Source organism: Cellulomonas fimi, assembly GCF_028583725.1.
Lineage (GTDB): Bacteria > Actinomycetota > Actinomycetes > Actinomycetales > Cellulomonadaceae > Cellulomonas > Cellulomonas fimi_B.
The window spans coordinates 4348019-4360769 of sequence record NZ_CP110680.1; the positions used below are offsets into that span (position 1 = coordinate 4348019).

Below are 12751 nucleotides of genomic sequence, written 5' to 3' on the forward strand. Positions count from 1 at the left end.
CAGCCGACCGGCGTGCGGGGTGATCGCGACCCGGACGGCAGTCCCGCCGCAGATGCGCGGCGGGCAGCATGCGCGCATGACGCGCCTGACCGTGCTGTTCCTCGGCGACTCGTTCGTCGCCGGCGTCGGCGACCCGACCGCGCTCGGCTGGACCGGGCGCCTCCTCGCCGCGGCGCACCACCCCGACCGCGACCTCACGGGCTACGTGCTCGGCGTGCGGCGGCAGACCTCCGACGACGTGCTCGCCCGCTGGGAACGCGAGGCCGACGTCCGTCTGCCCGGCGTCGGCACCGGTGCCGTCGTCGTGTCGTTCGGGGTCAACGACGCGATCGTGGAGGACGGTCGACGCCGCGTGCCCGAGGAGCGGACCGTCGAGAACCTCCGCACGCTCGTGAACCAGGCGCGGGCACGGGACCTCGCGGTGCTGGTCGTCGGGCCGCCGCCCGTCGCGGACGACGACGTCACCGCGCGCGTCGTCGCGCTCGACGCGCGACTGGGAGCCACGGCCGCCGCGCTCGACGTGCCGTACGTCGGGACGGTCGGCGCCCTGCGGGACGACCCGGTGTGGCATGCCGAGGTCGACGCGGGCGACGGCGCCCACCCCGGCGCGGCGGGCTACGAGCGGCTGGCGGCGCTCGTCCGGCCCGCGTGGGACGTCGTCGTCGACGGCCTCGCCTGACCTGCCACGGCGGGGAGACGGCGGCGTGCCCACCGGCCGCCGCGGGCGCGCCGTCAGGACGGGCGCGTCGCCTTGCCGTCCAGCCACAGCGTGTCGGACTCGTCGCGGTGCGTGCCCGACGTACCGACGTGCTTCTGGCTGATCGACGGGCCCTTGGTGATGACGTGCACCATCGCCATCCCGTGCCCACGCCCGAGCCCGTAGTCCTCGGCGAGCCACGCGAGGATCTCCCCCGCCTTGGTCCCCGGGCCGTAGCCGCGGGCCGTCGCCTGGTCGAGCAGCTGGCGCGGCGTGAGGCCGGTCTTGTCCTCGACGGCGTCGAGGTAGGCCTGGAACGACATGTGATCCTCCGGTGGCGCTGGTGCGGTCCGACGCGTCGCGCCGCAGGTCAGGGACCGCACCGCGCACGCCGCTCGTGGACGATCCTTGCGGCGACCACCGACAGAGGGAAGGCTCGACGTCTCGACGGGACACCCGTCGGTGACGGACGGAGGGGCATGGGGCACGGGCACGGACACGACCACACGCACGGCGTCGCGGACCACCGCGGACGTCTGGCGGTCGCGTTCGGCATCTCGGTCGCGATCCTGCTGGCGCAGGCCGTCGGGGCCGTGGTCACGGGCAGCCTCGCGCTGCTCGTCGACACCGCGCACGTGCTGACCGACACCGGCGGGCTCGCGCTCGCGCTCGTCGCCGCGCACCTGGCGCTGCGGCCGCCGTCGCCGACGCGCACGTGGGGCTACCGCCGCGCGGAGGTGCTCGCGGCGCTCGCGCAGTCGGCCGTGCTGCTCGTGGTCGGCGTGTACGTGCTGGTCGAGGCCGTGCAGCGGCTCATGGACCCGCCCGAGATCCCGTCGACGGCCCTCGTCATGTTCGGCCTCATCGGCCTCGCGGGCAACCTGGTCGCGCTGGGCGTGCTCGCGTCGAGCCGGTCGGCGAACCTCAACCTGCGCGCGGCGTTCCTGGAGGTCGCGAACGACGCGCTCGGGTCGGTGGCCGTCGTGATCGCGGCCGTCGTCATCGCGACCACGGGCTGGCTGCGGGCCGACGCCGTCGCGGCGCTCGTCATCGGCGCGCTCATCCTCCCGCGCGCGCTGCGCCTGCTCCGGGACGCGACGAGCGTGCTGCTGGAGTCCACGCCGCCGGGCCTCGACCTCGACGAGGTGCGCGCGCACCTGCTGCGCGTCGAGCACGTGCGCGAGGTGCACGACCTGCACGCGTCGCTCATCGCGACCGGGCTGCCGGTCATCAGCGCGCACGTCGTGGTCGACGACGGGTGCTTCTCCGACGGGCACGCGGGGCGGATCCTCGACGAGCTGCAGGAGTGCGTCGCCCGGCACTTCGACGTGTCGGTCGAGCACTCGACGTTCCAGGTCGAGACCGCGTCGCACCGCCGGCACGAGCACCCGAGCCACGCCTGACGCGCGCTCCGCGCACCCCGTCCCGGACGAACCGGGCGCGGGACCGGATGTGTGCGCTGATCTGCACAGGTCCTCCACCGTGCCGTCGCGCGACCGGGTCCGCGCGGGCGCCCGGCTTCCTACGGTCGAACCGTGCCCACGACGCGCCACACCGCCGCCCACCGACCGCGTGCCGCCCGGCACGCCCGACGGCTGCGAGGCCGCCCCTGGCTGCGCGTCACGGCCGTGACCGCGGTCGCCGTCGTGGCGTTCGCGGGGACCGCCGCCGGCGCGCTCTACCTGCGCCTGCGGGGCAACGTCGAGACCGTCGACACGAGCGGTCTCATCGACGTCCCGCTCCCGACGGACACCGCGCCGCCCGACCCCGACGACCCGAGCGCCGGGCGCGCGGTGAACCTGCTGGTCATCGGGTCGGACGACCGCAGCGGCGAGAACGGCCAGATCGGCGGGTTCGTCGAGGGGCAGCGGTCCGACACGACGCTCCTCGTGCACCTGTCCGCCGACCGGCAGCGCGTCGACGTCGTCTCGATCCCCCGCGACTCGCGCGTCGACATCCCCGCGTGCAACCTCACGGGCGGCGGGTCGATCGAGCCCCGGCGCGGCAACTTCAACGACGCGTTCGCGCTCGGCTGGGACCACGGCGGGGACATCGCGTCGGCGGTCGCCTGCACCGTCATGACCGTCTACGAGAACACCGGGATCCTCGCCGAGCACACGGTGATCGTGGACTTCAGCGGCTTCCAGGGCATGGTCGAGGCCATCGGCGGGGTGTCGATCTGCGTGCCGGACGACATCGACGCGGACTACGTCGACCTGACGCTCGCGGCGGGTCAGCACCACCTCGACGGCCCGACCGCGCTCAACTTCGCGCGCGCCCGCAAGGGCAAGGGGCTGGGCGACGGGTCCGACACGAACCGCATCGGCAACCAGCAGCGGCTCGTCGCGGCGATGGTCGACGAGGTCTTCGCGAAGAACGTGCTGACGGACGTGCCCCAGCTGGTGAACTTCCTGGGGGCGGCGACGCAGTCCCTCACCGTCGACCCGGCGCTCAAGGACTCGATGATCGGGCTGGCGTTCAGTCTCCGGTCCGTCCGGGCGGAGAACATCACCTTCCTGACGGTCCCCTTCGTCGACAGCACCGAGAAGCGCTACAAGGTCGACTGGACCGCGGAGGCCGACACCCTCTGGGCCAACGTGCTCGCCGACGTGCCGCTCACACAGGCCCCCGCTCCCCCGCCCGGCACGACGGACGGCGACGGCACCGGGGGTGCGGCCACGCCTCCCGCGACGACGGCACCTCCGCAGACCCCGACCCCGTCCGAGACGAAGAAGGCCGGCCGCGAGCCGTTCACGGTCGACGACACGACCGCCGTGTGCGCCTGACCTGAGACGCCGCGCCCCACCGCGCGGGGCGGGTCGGGTCAGCCGGCGTCCGGGTCCTGCTGGGCGTGGCGGTCGAGGAACGCGTAGACCTCGGTCGCGTCGACGCCAGGGAACGCGCCGGTCGGCAGGGCCGAGAAGACCTGCTGGTGGATGCGCGCGCTGGGCCAGGACGCGTCCGCCCAGCGGGCCGTGGCGTCGGCGGGCGGGCGGCGGCAGCACGCCTCGTCGGGGCAGGTCGAGCGGTGCCGGACGGTCGTGTCGCGACCGCGGAACCAGGTCGCCGACGCGAACGGGACGCCGACGGCGAGCGCGACCTTGCCGGTGGTCGCCCAGCCGGTCTGCGTCGAGCACCAGAACGTCCCGGCGGGGGTGTCGGTGAGCTGGTAGGACTCGGTGGCCTGGTCGCGGCGGGCGAGCGCGCGGCGCACACCCCAGCGACGGCAGACCATCTGCCCCTCGATCGCACCGGTCACGTCGGTCGGCAGGACGAGGCCGTCGTTGGCGTAGGCGCGGAAGATCGCGCCGTCCTCGGCGACGCGCAGGAAGTGCACGCGGATGCCGAGGTGGTGCGTCGCGAGGCTCGTGAACCGCTGGGCCGCGGCCTCGTGCGTGACGCCGAACGCGTCGCGGAAGTCCTCGATCGCGAGGTCCTTGGCGCGCTTGCGCTCCTCGAGGAACCCGACGGCCGCCGACTGCGGCATGAGGCAGCACGACGCGAAGTAGGTGATCCCGAGCCGCTGGCGCAGGAACGCCTCGTACGACGTGGGCCGCTCGTGCCCGAGGACGCGGTGCGCGATGGCCTGGAGCGCGAGCGAGCGCAGCCCGTGCCCGCCGGGGGTCGACGCGGGTGGCAGGTAGATGCGGCCGTTCGCGAGGTCGGTGACGGTCCGGGTCGAGTGCGGCAGGTCGTCGACGTGCCGGATCGTCAGGCCGAGCTGCTCGGCCATGCGCGACACCGTGCGGTGCGTGAGGGCGCCCGACGTGTACCCCGCGCGGCGGGCCATGTCCTCCGCGAGCGCCTCCAGGTCGGGCAGGTAGTTGTCGCGGGCCTGCCGTTCGAGGCGGAGCTGGGTGTTGACGCGACGGGCCTCCTCGGGGGTCGCGACGGCCTCGGTCGCGCGGCGGGTGAGCTCCGCGTGCAGGCCGACGAGCTGCTCCAGGACGGGCGTCGGAAGGCTGCGGCTGGGGCGGACCGTCGGGAGCCCGAGCTGCGCGAACTCGCGCGTCTGCTGGGCGCGGTCGAGCGCGATCTCCAGGGCGGCGCGGCGCGTGGGCGGCTCGTCGTCGAGCAGGTCGGGCACGGTGACGCCGAGCGCGTCGGCGAGGTCGCGGAGCAGCGCGAGGCGCGGCTCGCGGCGGCCGTTCTCGATCAGGGAGAGCAGGCTGGGGGTGACGCCGACGGCCTTGCCGAGCTGGTCGAGGGTCAGGCCGCGCGCGGTGCGGGCGTGCCGGAGGCGTCGTCCGAGCGTCAGGGCGTCGGCGGCCGGGACGTTGCTCATCCCTTCACGATATGTCAAGAACGTCGATACTTGACGGCCGCTGCGGTCGGCAGACACCCCGTCGTTGACGTGAGGATCGAAGGGAGACGTTCCTTCGTCCCCTCGTCCTCGTCTGGAGCACCGATGACCGTCACCACGCTGCCGCCCGCCGCCCGCACCGACGCGCCCGTGCGCGACCTGCGCGCGTGGGTCGCCGACGTCGCCGACCTCACCGAGCCCGACGCCGTCGTCTGGTGCGACGGGTCCGACGCGGAGCGGGAGGCGCTCGTCGCGCGCATGGTCGAGACGGGGACGCTCCTGCCGCTCGACCCGGTCCTGCGGCCCGGCAGCTACCTCGCGCGGTCCGACCCGTCCGACGTGGCCCGCGTCGAGTCGCGCACGTTCATCTGCTCGCGCTCGCAGACCGACGCCGGCCCGACGAACAACTGGCGCGACCCCGACGCGATGCGCACCGAGCTCGCGGGCGTGTTCGCCGGGTCGATGCGCGGCCGGACCATGTACGTCGTCCCGTTCTCGATGGGTCCCGTCGGAGGCCCGATCTCCCAGGTCGGGGTGCAGCTCACCGACTCGCCGTACGTCGTCGTGGGCATGGGCACGATGACGCGCGTGAGCCGCGCGGTGGTCGACCTCATCGACGGCGGGGCGCCGTTCGTCCCCGCGGTGCACTCGGTCGGGATGCCGCTGCGCGCCGACGACGGCACCACGCGCGACGACGTGCCGTGGCCCTGCGACGACACCAAGTACATCGCGCACTTCCCCGAGACCCGCGAGATCTGGTCCTACGGCTCGGGCTACGGCGGCAACGCGCTGCTCGGCAAGAAGTGCTTCGCGCTGCGCATCGCCTCGGTGATGGGTCGTGACGAGGGCTGGCTCGCCGAGCACATGCTGCTGATCCGCGTCACCTCGCCGCAGGGGCGCCGGTACCACGTGGCCGCCGCGTTCCCGTCGGCGTGCGGCAAGACGAACCTCGCGATGCTCACGCCCACGCTGCCCGGCTGGCGCGTCGAGACGCTCGGCGACGACATCGCGTGGCTGCGCCCCGGGCCCGACGGGACGCTGCGCGCGATCAACCCCGAGGCCGGGTTCTTCGGCGTCGCGCCCGGTACGTCGGTCGCGACCAACCCCGCCGCGATCGCCACGCTCGACCGGGACACGATCTTCACCAACGTCGCGCTCACGCCCGACGGCGACGTGTGGTGGGAGGGCCTGACCCCCGAGCCGCCCGAGGGTCTGATCGACTGGACCGGCCGGCCGTGGACGCCCGACTCCGGTCGGCCCGCCGCGCACCCGAACTCGCGGTTCACCGTCGCCGCCGCGCAGTGCCCGACGATCGCCGACACGTGGGAGGACCCCGACGGCGTCCCGCTCGACGCGATCGTCTTCGGCGGCCGGCGCGCCACGAACGTCCCGCTCGTCGTGCAGGCGCACGACTGGGAGCACGGCGTCTTCCTCGGCGCGACGATCTCCTCCGAGCAGACCGCCGCCGCCGAGGGGACCGTCGGCGAGCTCCGTCGCGACCCGTTCGCGATGCTGCCGTTCTGCGGCTACGACATGGCTGACCACTGGGCGCACTGGCTGCGCGTCGGGGCGTCGCTCGACGCCGAGACCCGGCCGCTGATGTTCCAGGTCAACTGGTTCCGCAAGGACGCGTCGGGCCGCTACCTGTGGCCCGGCTTCGGGGAGAACATCCGCGTGCTCGCGTGGATCGTCGCGCAGGTCGACCGCGCGCGCGGCACCCGCACCGACGTCGGCGCGGTGCCCAGCCCCGTCGGCCTGCTGCCCGCGCCGGACGCCCTGGACCTGTCCGGCCTCGACCTGCCCGATGACGACCTCGCGACGCTGCTCGACGTCGACCCGGCCGGCTGGACCGTCGAGGCGGACCTCACCGAGGACTTCTTCGCCGGCTTCGGCGACAAGGTCCCCGCCGCCCTGCACGCGCAGCTCGACGCCCTCCGCACCCGCCTGACGACCCCCTGACCCGGCCATCCCACCACGACCGGCCCCGCCGGCCCCCGCCGTCACCGGCCGGCGCCGCCGAACGCAACATCAGGCCGGTTCGCGGGCCTCGAAGCGCGCGCAGTGTTGCGTTCGGCGGACGGGAGTCGGCCGGGGGGCGGCCGACCGGGCGTCAGGGAACGTCGGTGCGCAGGCGGGCGTGCAGGTGCATGTCGTGGTGGCCGTCGGCGTGCAGCGCGTGCCCGCGTCGCACACCCTCCGCCCGGCAGCCCAGCAGCTCGGCGACGCGGCAGGACGCCTCGTTGCGCGTCGAGTGCTCGACCTCGACCCGGTGCAGGCCGAGCTCCTCGAACGCCCAGCGCAGCACCTCCGCGCCCGCGCGGACGGCGACGCGGCGGCCGCGAGCGGACGGGACGACCCAGTACGCGAGCGCGCCGAACCCTTCGTACAGGTCGAGGTGGTGGAGAGCGACCCGGCCGACCACCGTGCCGGCCGGCGGCGCGTCGAGACGGCGCAACGGCGGGGTGGCGAGGTGCCGCGCGGGCGCGACGCGCGGCAGCGGTCCCGAGGTCGGCACCGGCGACGCGTCGTCGGCCGGGCCGGGCGGCCGGTGGGCGCCGGCCAGCGCGAGGGCGGGAGCCGGCGCACGGTCGGCGACCGACACCGACACCGACACCGGTACCGGCACCGACACCGGTACCGGCACGGGAGCCGGAACAAGGCCCGGAATCGGGGCCGGGGCCGGGGCGACCGTGACGGCCCACTCCGCGGCCCGCTCGTCGCGCCACGCGGCGTTCTTCGCGTCGATCCACGCGAGCGCCTCGTCGTCGTCGGACATCGAGCGCGCGTGCCACCAGCGGATCGCAGGGTCCTCGTAGGCGGCGCGGACGGCGGGCACGTCGACGGGCGCCCAGGGGCGCAGCACGAGGCCCTCGGCGGTCAGCGACGGCTGGGGGCGCACACCCCAGCGACCGGACGGGACGACGGGCGCGGCGAGCAGCGGCACGGCGGAATCATCCCGGTTCGGGCACCCACGAGGCACGACGCCACGCGGGTGGGCGTCGTCGAAGCCGCGGCTACTCCCCGACCAGCCCGTCGACGGACTGCCGCAGCAGGTCGGCGTGGCCGTTGTGCCGGGCGTACTCCTCGATCATGTGCACGAGGATCCAGCGCAGCGACGGCGCGGTCCCGTCCGACGCGGGCCGTCGGGCCAGGGTGTCGAGCCCGCCGTCGGCGAGCGCGCGCTCGGTCCGCACGCGGGACCGCTCGACGGCGCCCTCCCACACCGCCCGCAGCTCCTGCGGCGAGTCGCCCGCGGCCGACGTCCACTCCCAGTCGCGGTCGGCGTCCCAGTCGGCGACCTCCCACGGCTCGTCGGTGGGCTCGTCGTGCAGGCGCGCGCCGAACCACTGGTCCTCGACCCACGCGACGTGCTTGAGCAGCCCGCCGAGCGTCATGTCGGTCGGCGCGAGCCGCGCGCTCAGGCCCGCGGTGTCGAGGTCGGCGGTCTTCCAGCGCAGCGTCGCGCGGTGGAAGTCGAGAAACCCGAGGAGGGTCGACACCTCGTCGGCGGCGACCGGCGGCTCCGGGCGGCCCTGCTCGTCGATGACGCTCATGCGCCCATCCTGGCGGACGGTCCCGACGACGCGTCCGGCGCGACCGCATCACGGCTGCGGCGGGTCCTCCCCGACGAGCCCGTCGACGGCCTCGCGGAACAGGTCGGCGTGGCCGGTGTGGCGGCAGTACTCGTCGATCAGGTCGACGAGCACGCGGCGCAGGTTCGGCGACCAGCCCTCGGGGGTGCTGAACAGCGACGGCTGGTCGAGCCCGCCGCGCTCGAGCGCCGCCGCCCAGCCGGCCCGCGAGCGCGCGACGGCCCGCTGCCACAGCGCGTAGAGCTCCTCGGGGGTGTCGGACGCGGCGGAGTGCCAGTCCCACTCGGGGTCGGCCTGGAAGTGCTCCTGCCGCCACGGCTCGGTGAGGTGCTCGCCGTCGACGAACTCGGCCATCTTCATCTCCTCGACGAGCGCGAGGTGCTTGACGAGGCCGCCGAGCGTCATGGCGGACGGCGGGAAGGGGCGGCGCAGCGCGTCGGCGTCGAGCCCGCCGACCTTCCACGCGAACTGCGCGCGTGCGCGCTCGAGCGAGAACAGCAGCATCTCGGTCTCGTCGGCGGTGGCGGAGGGCTCGGTGATCCGGGTGTCGAGCGTGTTCTGTGTCATGACCGCGACGCTAGGGTCGATACCGGACGTTCCACTTCCGGTTGGAGAATCCGATGCCCGACGCCAGCCCGACGGCACGCGCGCTGCTCACCCTGGAGCTCATCCAGAGCAGCCCGGGGATCACGGCCGAGCAGCTCGCGGACAAGCTGGGCGTGTCCGAACGGGCCGCCCGCCGGTACGTCGGCGTCCTCCGCGAGGCGGAGCTGCCCATCGAGTCGCTGCGCGGGCGGTACGGCGGGTACCGGCTCGGGCGGGGTGTGCGGCTGCCGCCGGTGACGTTCAGCGCGGCCGAGGCCCTCGCGCTCGTCATGGCGGCGCTCGACGGCCACCACGAGGCGGGCGACCCGACGGGCCCGGTCGGCGCCGCGCTCGGCAAGCTCGTGCGGGCGCTGCCGGTTGGCGTCGCCGCGCAGGCGGAGGTCGTACGTCGGACCACCGCGCCCGCCCCCGACCGGTCCGCCGCACGACCCGACCCGACCACGACCGCGGTCCTCGTCCAGGGCTGCGCCGAGCACCGGCGCGTGCGTCTCACCTACCGGTCGGGCTCGGGGACGCAGTGGGACGCCGACGTCGAGCCGTGGTCCGTCGTGGTGCGGCACAGCCGCTGGTACCTGCTGTGCCGGACGGCACGCGACGAGGTGCGCGCGTACCGCGTCGACCGGGTGCTGGCCGCGACCGTGCTCGACGACACGTTCGAGCCGCCCGCCGACCTCGACCCTGTCGCGCTGCTGGAGGAGAACCTCGCGACCGGGTGGGAGTACGCGACGGAGGTCGAGATCGCGGCACCGCTCGACGACGTCGCACGGTGGGTCTCCCCCGCGCTCGGTCGGCTCACCGCCGTCGACGAGCGGACGACGCGCCTGGTCGGGAGCACGAGCAACCCGTGGTGGTACGCCGAGCAGCTCGTGCGCACGCCCGCCCCGTACCGGGTGGTCGGCTGCCCGGAGCTGCGCGAGACGACCCGCGCCCTCGGCCGGCGGCTGCTCGACGCGGCCGGCTGACGCCCGCCGCCACGCACGGTGGCGAACGTCACCCCGGCGCCGCGCGCACGCCCCCGGGCTGCACCGATGCGGCACCGCGGCGCCGGAACCGGACGATCGGCCCGATCCGGCCGCACCCGGACGGGTGACACTAGTCGGACACCCCGGTCGTCTCGCGCACATCCGCGCGCCCGGAACCGATGGGACCACCATGAGACCTCTCGCCCGCCGCACCCTGTCCGTCGGCACCGTCGCCGTGACCTCCGCCGTGATCGGGCTCCTCGCCCCCGCGGTCGCGTCCGCCGCCGACGGCACCGACGCTGCGCCCACGACCACCACCGGGCAGGCTGACGTCCAGGAGGTGACGTCCGTGTCCGCCATCACCGCGATGTGGCTCTGGGACAACTCGGTCGACCCGTCGGTCGACGGCCGCGGCACCGGGTACGCGTTCGCGACCCCCGGTCAGGTCGTCGCGTTCGCGCAGGAGCACGGCCTCGCGACGGTCCACGTCTCCGCGCCGTGGGCGTCCGACGAGGGCCCGGTCGCGACGTGGATGACCGACACGCTCGTCGCGCTCGACGCCGCGGGCATCGACGCGGGCGTGCTCGGCGGCGACCCGCCGTGGCTCGACGACCCCGCGCTCGCCGTCCAGTGGATGACCGCCGCGACGCACGACCGTCCGGTCACGCACGTGCAGCTCGACGTCGAGCCGTGGACGCTGCCCGCGTGGCAGGCCGACCCGCAGGCCGCGAGCGCCCGGTGGCTGCACATGCTCGACGTCGTCCGCGCCGCGATGCCCGCGGGCGTCGACCTCGCCGTCGACGCGCCCTGGTGGCTCACGACCGTCGCGAGCCCCGACGGGACCGGCACGCTGTTCGACGACGTGCTCGCGCGCGTCGACCGCATCGGGATCGTGACGTTCATCGACCACGCCGAGGGCGAGACGGGCATCCTCGCGAAGTCGGCCGCCGCGGTCGCCGCCGCCGAGGCCGCCGCGACGCCCTACACGATCGGCCTGGAGACGGACACCCCGGCCGTCGCGGGCGGTGCCGAGTTCACGTTCTACGACGACGGCGCGCAGGCGCTCGAGCGCGAGGCGCACGAGGTCGCCGCGGCTCTCGCGGGGCACACCTGGTTCCGCGGGATCGCCGTGCAGCACTACGAGGCGTGGCGGGACCTCATCGACCGCGGCTGACCGGCGGACGGGTGAACGGGTCCGCCCGGCCGTCCACCCGTCCGGGCTCGTCGCCTAGCGTCGTGCCCGAGGAGGCACCGTGGACGAGGCGTCGAGGCCGCTGGCCGCGCACGGCTGGGCGCGCACGCCAGCGGTCGCGCTGCGTCTGACCGCCGACCGCGTGCGGTACCGGCGGCGGCGGTGGGCCGCACGGCTCCTCACGGCGGCCGTCGTCGTCCACCAGACGGTCCTCGTCGTCCAGGTCGTCGCGCGGGCCACGGACTCCGCCCCCGACGTGCGGGCGACCGCCGCGTGGGGGCTGTACCTCCTGGGCGTCTCGTCGCTGCTGGCCGGGCCGCTGCTGTGGTGGGCGTGGCGCCGGGTCGCGGAGGTCCGCCCGGTCGTGCTGCCGCTCGACGTGAGCGCCGCCGCGGCCGTCGGCGTCCCGGAGCTCGAGTCCGAGCCGGGACCCCACCTCGGGTTGTCGGGGGTCGTCGAGCCACCGCGCCGCTGGTAGCCGGGCTCCCCGGCGGCCACCGGCTGACCCGTCCCGAGATGCCGGACCCGCGCGGCATCGGCAGGGTGGGGGCATGTCGTCCGTCACCGTGCCCCGGTCCGCGCCGCTCGCGCCGTCCTCCGCCGACCGCGTCCGGCAGGTCGTGGTGGTGGTCGGCGCGCTCCTCGCGATGGCCGGCGCGGCCGTCGGGTCGGGTGCGTTCGGCGGGCAGCAGGTCGAGGACGCGGCCGGCGGTGCGCTGTCCGCCGACGCGACCCCGCTGGCGCCCGACTCCCCGGCGTTCCGGATCTGGTCGGTCATCTACCTCGGGCTGCTCGCCCACGCCGTCTACCAGGCGCTCCCGGGGAACGGCGCGCAGCCGCGGCTCCGCGCGACGGGCTGGTGGGTGCTCGCGTCGATGGTCCTCAACGCCGCGTGGATCGGCGTCGTGCAGCAGGGCTGGGTGGTCGCGTCGGTCGTCGTCATCGCGACGCTGCTCGCGGTGCTCGCGCTGCTGCTCGTCCGGCTCGTCCGCACGCCGCCCGAGAGCGTCGCGCAGGCGGTCGTCACCGACGGCACGATCGGGCTCTACCTCGGCTGGGTGAGCGTCGCGACGCTCGCGAACGTGGCGGCGACGCTCGTCGTGCTCGACGTCGGCGGGCTCGGGCTGGGCGCGACGGCCTGGTCCGTGGTCGTGCTGACGCTGGCCGCCGCGCTCGCCGTCGCGTACGCCGTCTACGCCCGCACGCGGCCGCTGCTCGCGGTCGCGATCGGCCTCGCGATGGCCTGGGGCCTCGCGTGGATCGCCGTCGGCCGCACGTCCGGGGCGCCGCAGGACGCGGTCGTCGCGGGGGCCGCGGCGGTCGCGTCCGCCGTCGCCCTCGCCGCGCCGGTCGTCACGACGCTCGCCGCGCGCCGCTCGGCACGCTGACGGGCGCCGC

13 protein-coding genes are annotated in these 12751 nt (G+C 75.3%); 8 read left to right on the top strand and 5 right to left on the bottom strand.

Features of this window, described 5'->3' with window-relative positions; genetic code table 11:
* Positions 1–76: 76 nt before the first annotated feature.
* A complete protein-coding gene (locus tag OOT42_RS19635; protein ID WP_273652830.1) occupies positions 77–679 on the top strand; it encodes a GDSL-type esterase/lipase family protein in 603 nt (200 codons plus the stop codon).
* A 53-nt stretch (positions 680–732) separates the two neighbouring features.
* On the opposite strand, the gene OOT42_RS19640 is transcribed toward OOT42_RS19635, so the two are convergent.
* Entirely contained in the window at positions 733–1020 is a 288-nt protein-coding gene (locus tag OOT42_RS19640; protein WP_273652831.1) for a DUF4287 domain-containing protein, read from the bottom strand.
* A 156-nt stretch (positions 1021–1176) separates the two neighbouring features.
* Between OOT42_RS19640 and OOT42_RS19645 the strand changes: the two genes are divergently transcribed.
* Positions 1177–2100 carry a cation diffusion facilitator family transporter gene (locus tag OOT42_RS19645; RefSeq protein ID WP_273652832.1) on the top strand — a complete coding sequence of 308 codons (924 nt, stop codon included), beginning with the start codon at positions 1177–1179 and terminating at the stop codon, positions 2098–2100.
* 132 nt (positions 2101–2232) lie between these two features.
* Positions 2233–3483 (top strand): LCP family protein, encoded by a 1251-nt coding sequence (locus tag OOT42_RS19650; protein WP_273652833.1) that lies wholly within the window; start codon positions 2233–2235, stop codon positions 3481–3483.
* Between the two features lie 38 nt (positions 3484–3521).
* Here the strand turns inward: OOT42_RS19650 and OOT42_RS19655 are convergent, their stop codons facing one another.
* Positions 3522–4982 (bottom strand): helix-turn-helix domain-containing protein, encoded by a 1461-nt coding sequence (locus OOT42_RS19655; protein ID WP_273652834.1) that lies wholly within the window; start codon positions 4980–4982, stop codon positions 3522–3524.
* Positions 4983–5105: 123 nt separating this feature from the next.
* On the opposite strand from OOT42_RS19655, the gene OOT42_RS19660 reads away from it, so the two are divergent.
* On the top strand, positions 5106–6959 hold the full coding sequence (locus OOT42_RS19660) for a phosphoenolpyruvate carboxykinase (GTP) (RefSeq protein WP_273652835.1): 1854 nt from the start codon (positions 5106–5108) through the stop codon (positions 6957–6959).
* Between the two features lie 151 nt (positions 6960–7110).
* Here the strand turns inward: OOT42_RS19660 and OOT42_RS19665 are convergent, their stop codons facing one another.
* The 3 genes from OOT42_RS19665 to OOT42_RS19675 all read right to left on the bottom strand — a co-directional run bounded on the left by OOT42_RS19665 (position 7111) and on the right by OOT42_RS19675 (position 9160).
* The gene (locus tag OOT42_RS19665; RefSeq protein ID WP_273652836.1) at positions 7111–7944 is read right to left on the bottom strand and encodes a GNAT family N-acetyltransferase; all 834 of its coding nucleotides are present in this window, start codon (positions 7942–7944) and stop codon (positions 7111–7113) included.
* 70 nt (positions 7945–8014) lie between these two features.
* Entirely contained in the window at positions 8015–8554 is a 540-nt protein-coding gene (locus OOT42_RS19670) for a DinB family protein (protein WP_273652837.1), read from the bottom strand.
* Positions 8555–8602: 48 nt separating this feature from the next.
* Entirely contained in the window at positions 8603–9160 is a 558-nt protein-coding gene (locus OOT42_RS19675) for a DinB family protein (protein WP_273652838.1), read from the bottom strand.
* A 53-nt stretch (positions 9161–9213) separates the two neighbouring features.
* On the opposite strand from OOT42_RS19675, the gene OOT42_RS19680 reads away from it, so the two are divergent.
* The 4 genes from OOT42_RS19680 to OOT42_RS19695 all read left to right on the top strand — a co-directional run bounded on the left by OOT42_RS19680 (position 9214) and on the right by OOT42_RS19695 (position 12741).
* A complete protein-coding gene (locus OOT42_RS19680; RefSeq protein ID WP_273652839.1) occupies positions 9214–10161 on the top strand; it encodes a helix-turn-helix transcriptional regulator in 948 nt (315 codons plus the stop codon).
* A gap of 190 nt (positions 10162–10351) precedes the next feature.
* On the top strand, positions 10352–11335 hold the full coding sequence (locus OOT42_RS19685) for a hypothetical protein (protein WP_273652840.1): 984 nt from the start codon (positions 10352–10354) through the stop codon (positions 11333–11335).
* A 79-nt stretch (positions 11336–11414) separates the two neighbouring features.
* On the top strand, positions 11415–11831 hold the full coding sequence (locus OOT42_RS19690; protein ID WP_273652841.1) for a hypothetical protein: 417 nt from the start codon (positions 11415–11417) through the stop codon (positions 11829–11831).
* 73 nt (positions 11832–11904) lie between these two features.
* Positions 11905–12741 carry a tryptophan-rich sensory protein gene (locus OOT42_RS19695; RefSeq protein WP_273652842.1) on the top strand — a complete coding sequence of 279 codons (837 nt, stop codon included), beginning with the start codon at positions 11905–11907 and terminating at the stop codon, positions 12739–12741.
* Positions 12742–12751: the final 10 nt, after the last annotated feature.

Excerpts from the sequence above, each read along its gene's own strand:
- OOT42_RS19680 (WP_273652839.1), top strand. The coding sequence starts at position 9,214 with ATGCCCGACGCCAGCCCGACGGCACGCGCGCTGCTCACCCTGGAGCTC.
- OOT42_RS19645 (WP_273652832.1), top strand. The coding sequence starts at position 1,177 with ATGGGGCACGGGCACGGACACGACCACACGCACGGCGTCGCGGACCAC.
- OOT42_RS19675 (WP_273652838.1), bottom strand. The coding sequence starts at position 9,160 with ATGACACAGAACACGCTCGACACCCGGATCACCGAGCCCTCCGCCACC.
- OOT42_RS19685 (WP_273652840.1), top strand. The coding sequence starts at position 10,352 with ATGAGACCTCTCGCCCGCCGCACCCTGTCCGTCGGCACCGTCGCCGTG.
- OOT42_RS19640 (WP_273652831.1), bottom strand. The coding sequence starts at position 1,020 with ATGTCGTTCCAGGCCTACCTCGACGCCGTCGAGGACAAGACCGGCCTC.
- OOT42_RS19635 (WP_273652830.1), top strand. The coding sequence starts at position 77 with ATGACGCGCCTGACCGTGCTGTTCCTCGGCGACTCGTTCGTCGCCGGC.
- OOT42_RS19670 (WP_273652837.1), bottom strand. The coding sequence starts at position 8,554 with ATGAGCGTCATCGACGAGCAGGGCCGCCCGGAGCCGCCGGTCGCCGCC.
- OOT42_RS19655 (WP_273652834.1), bottom strand. The coding sequence starts at position 4,982 with ATGAGCAACGTCCCGGCCGCCGACGCCCTGACGCTCGGACGACGCCTC.
- OOT42_RS19695 (WP_273652842.1), top strand. The coding sequence starts at position 11,905 with ATGTCGTCCGTCACCGTGCCCCGGTCCGCGCCGCTCGCGCCGTCCTCC.
- OOT42_RS19660 (WP_273652835.1), top strand. The coding sequence starts at position 5,106 with ATGACCGTCACCACGCTGCCGCCCGCCGCCCGCACCGACGCGCCCGTG.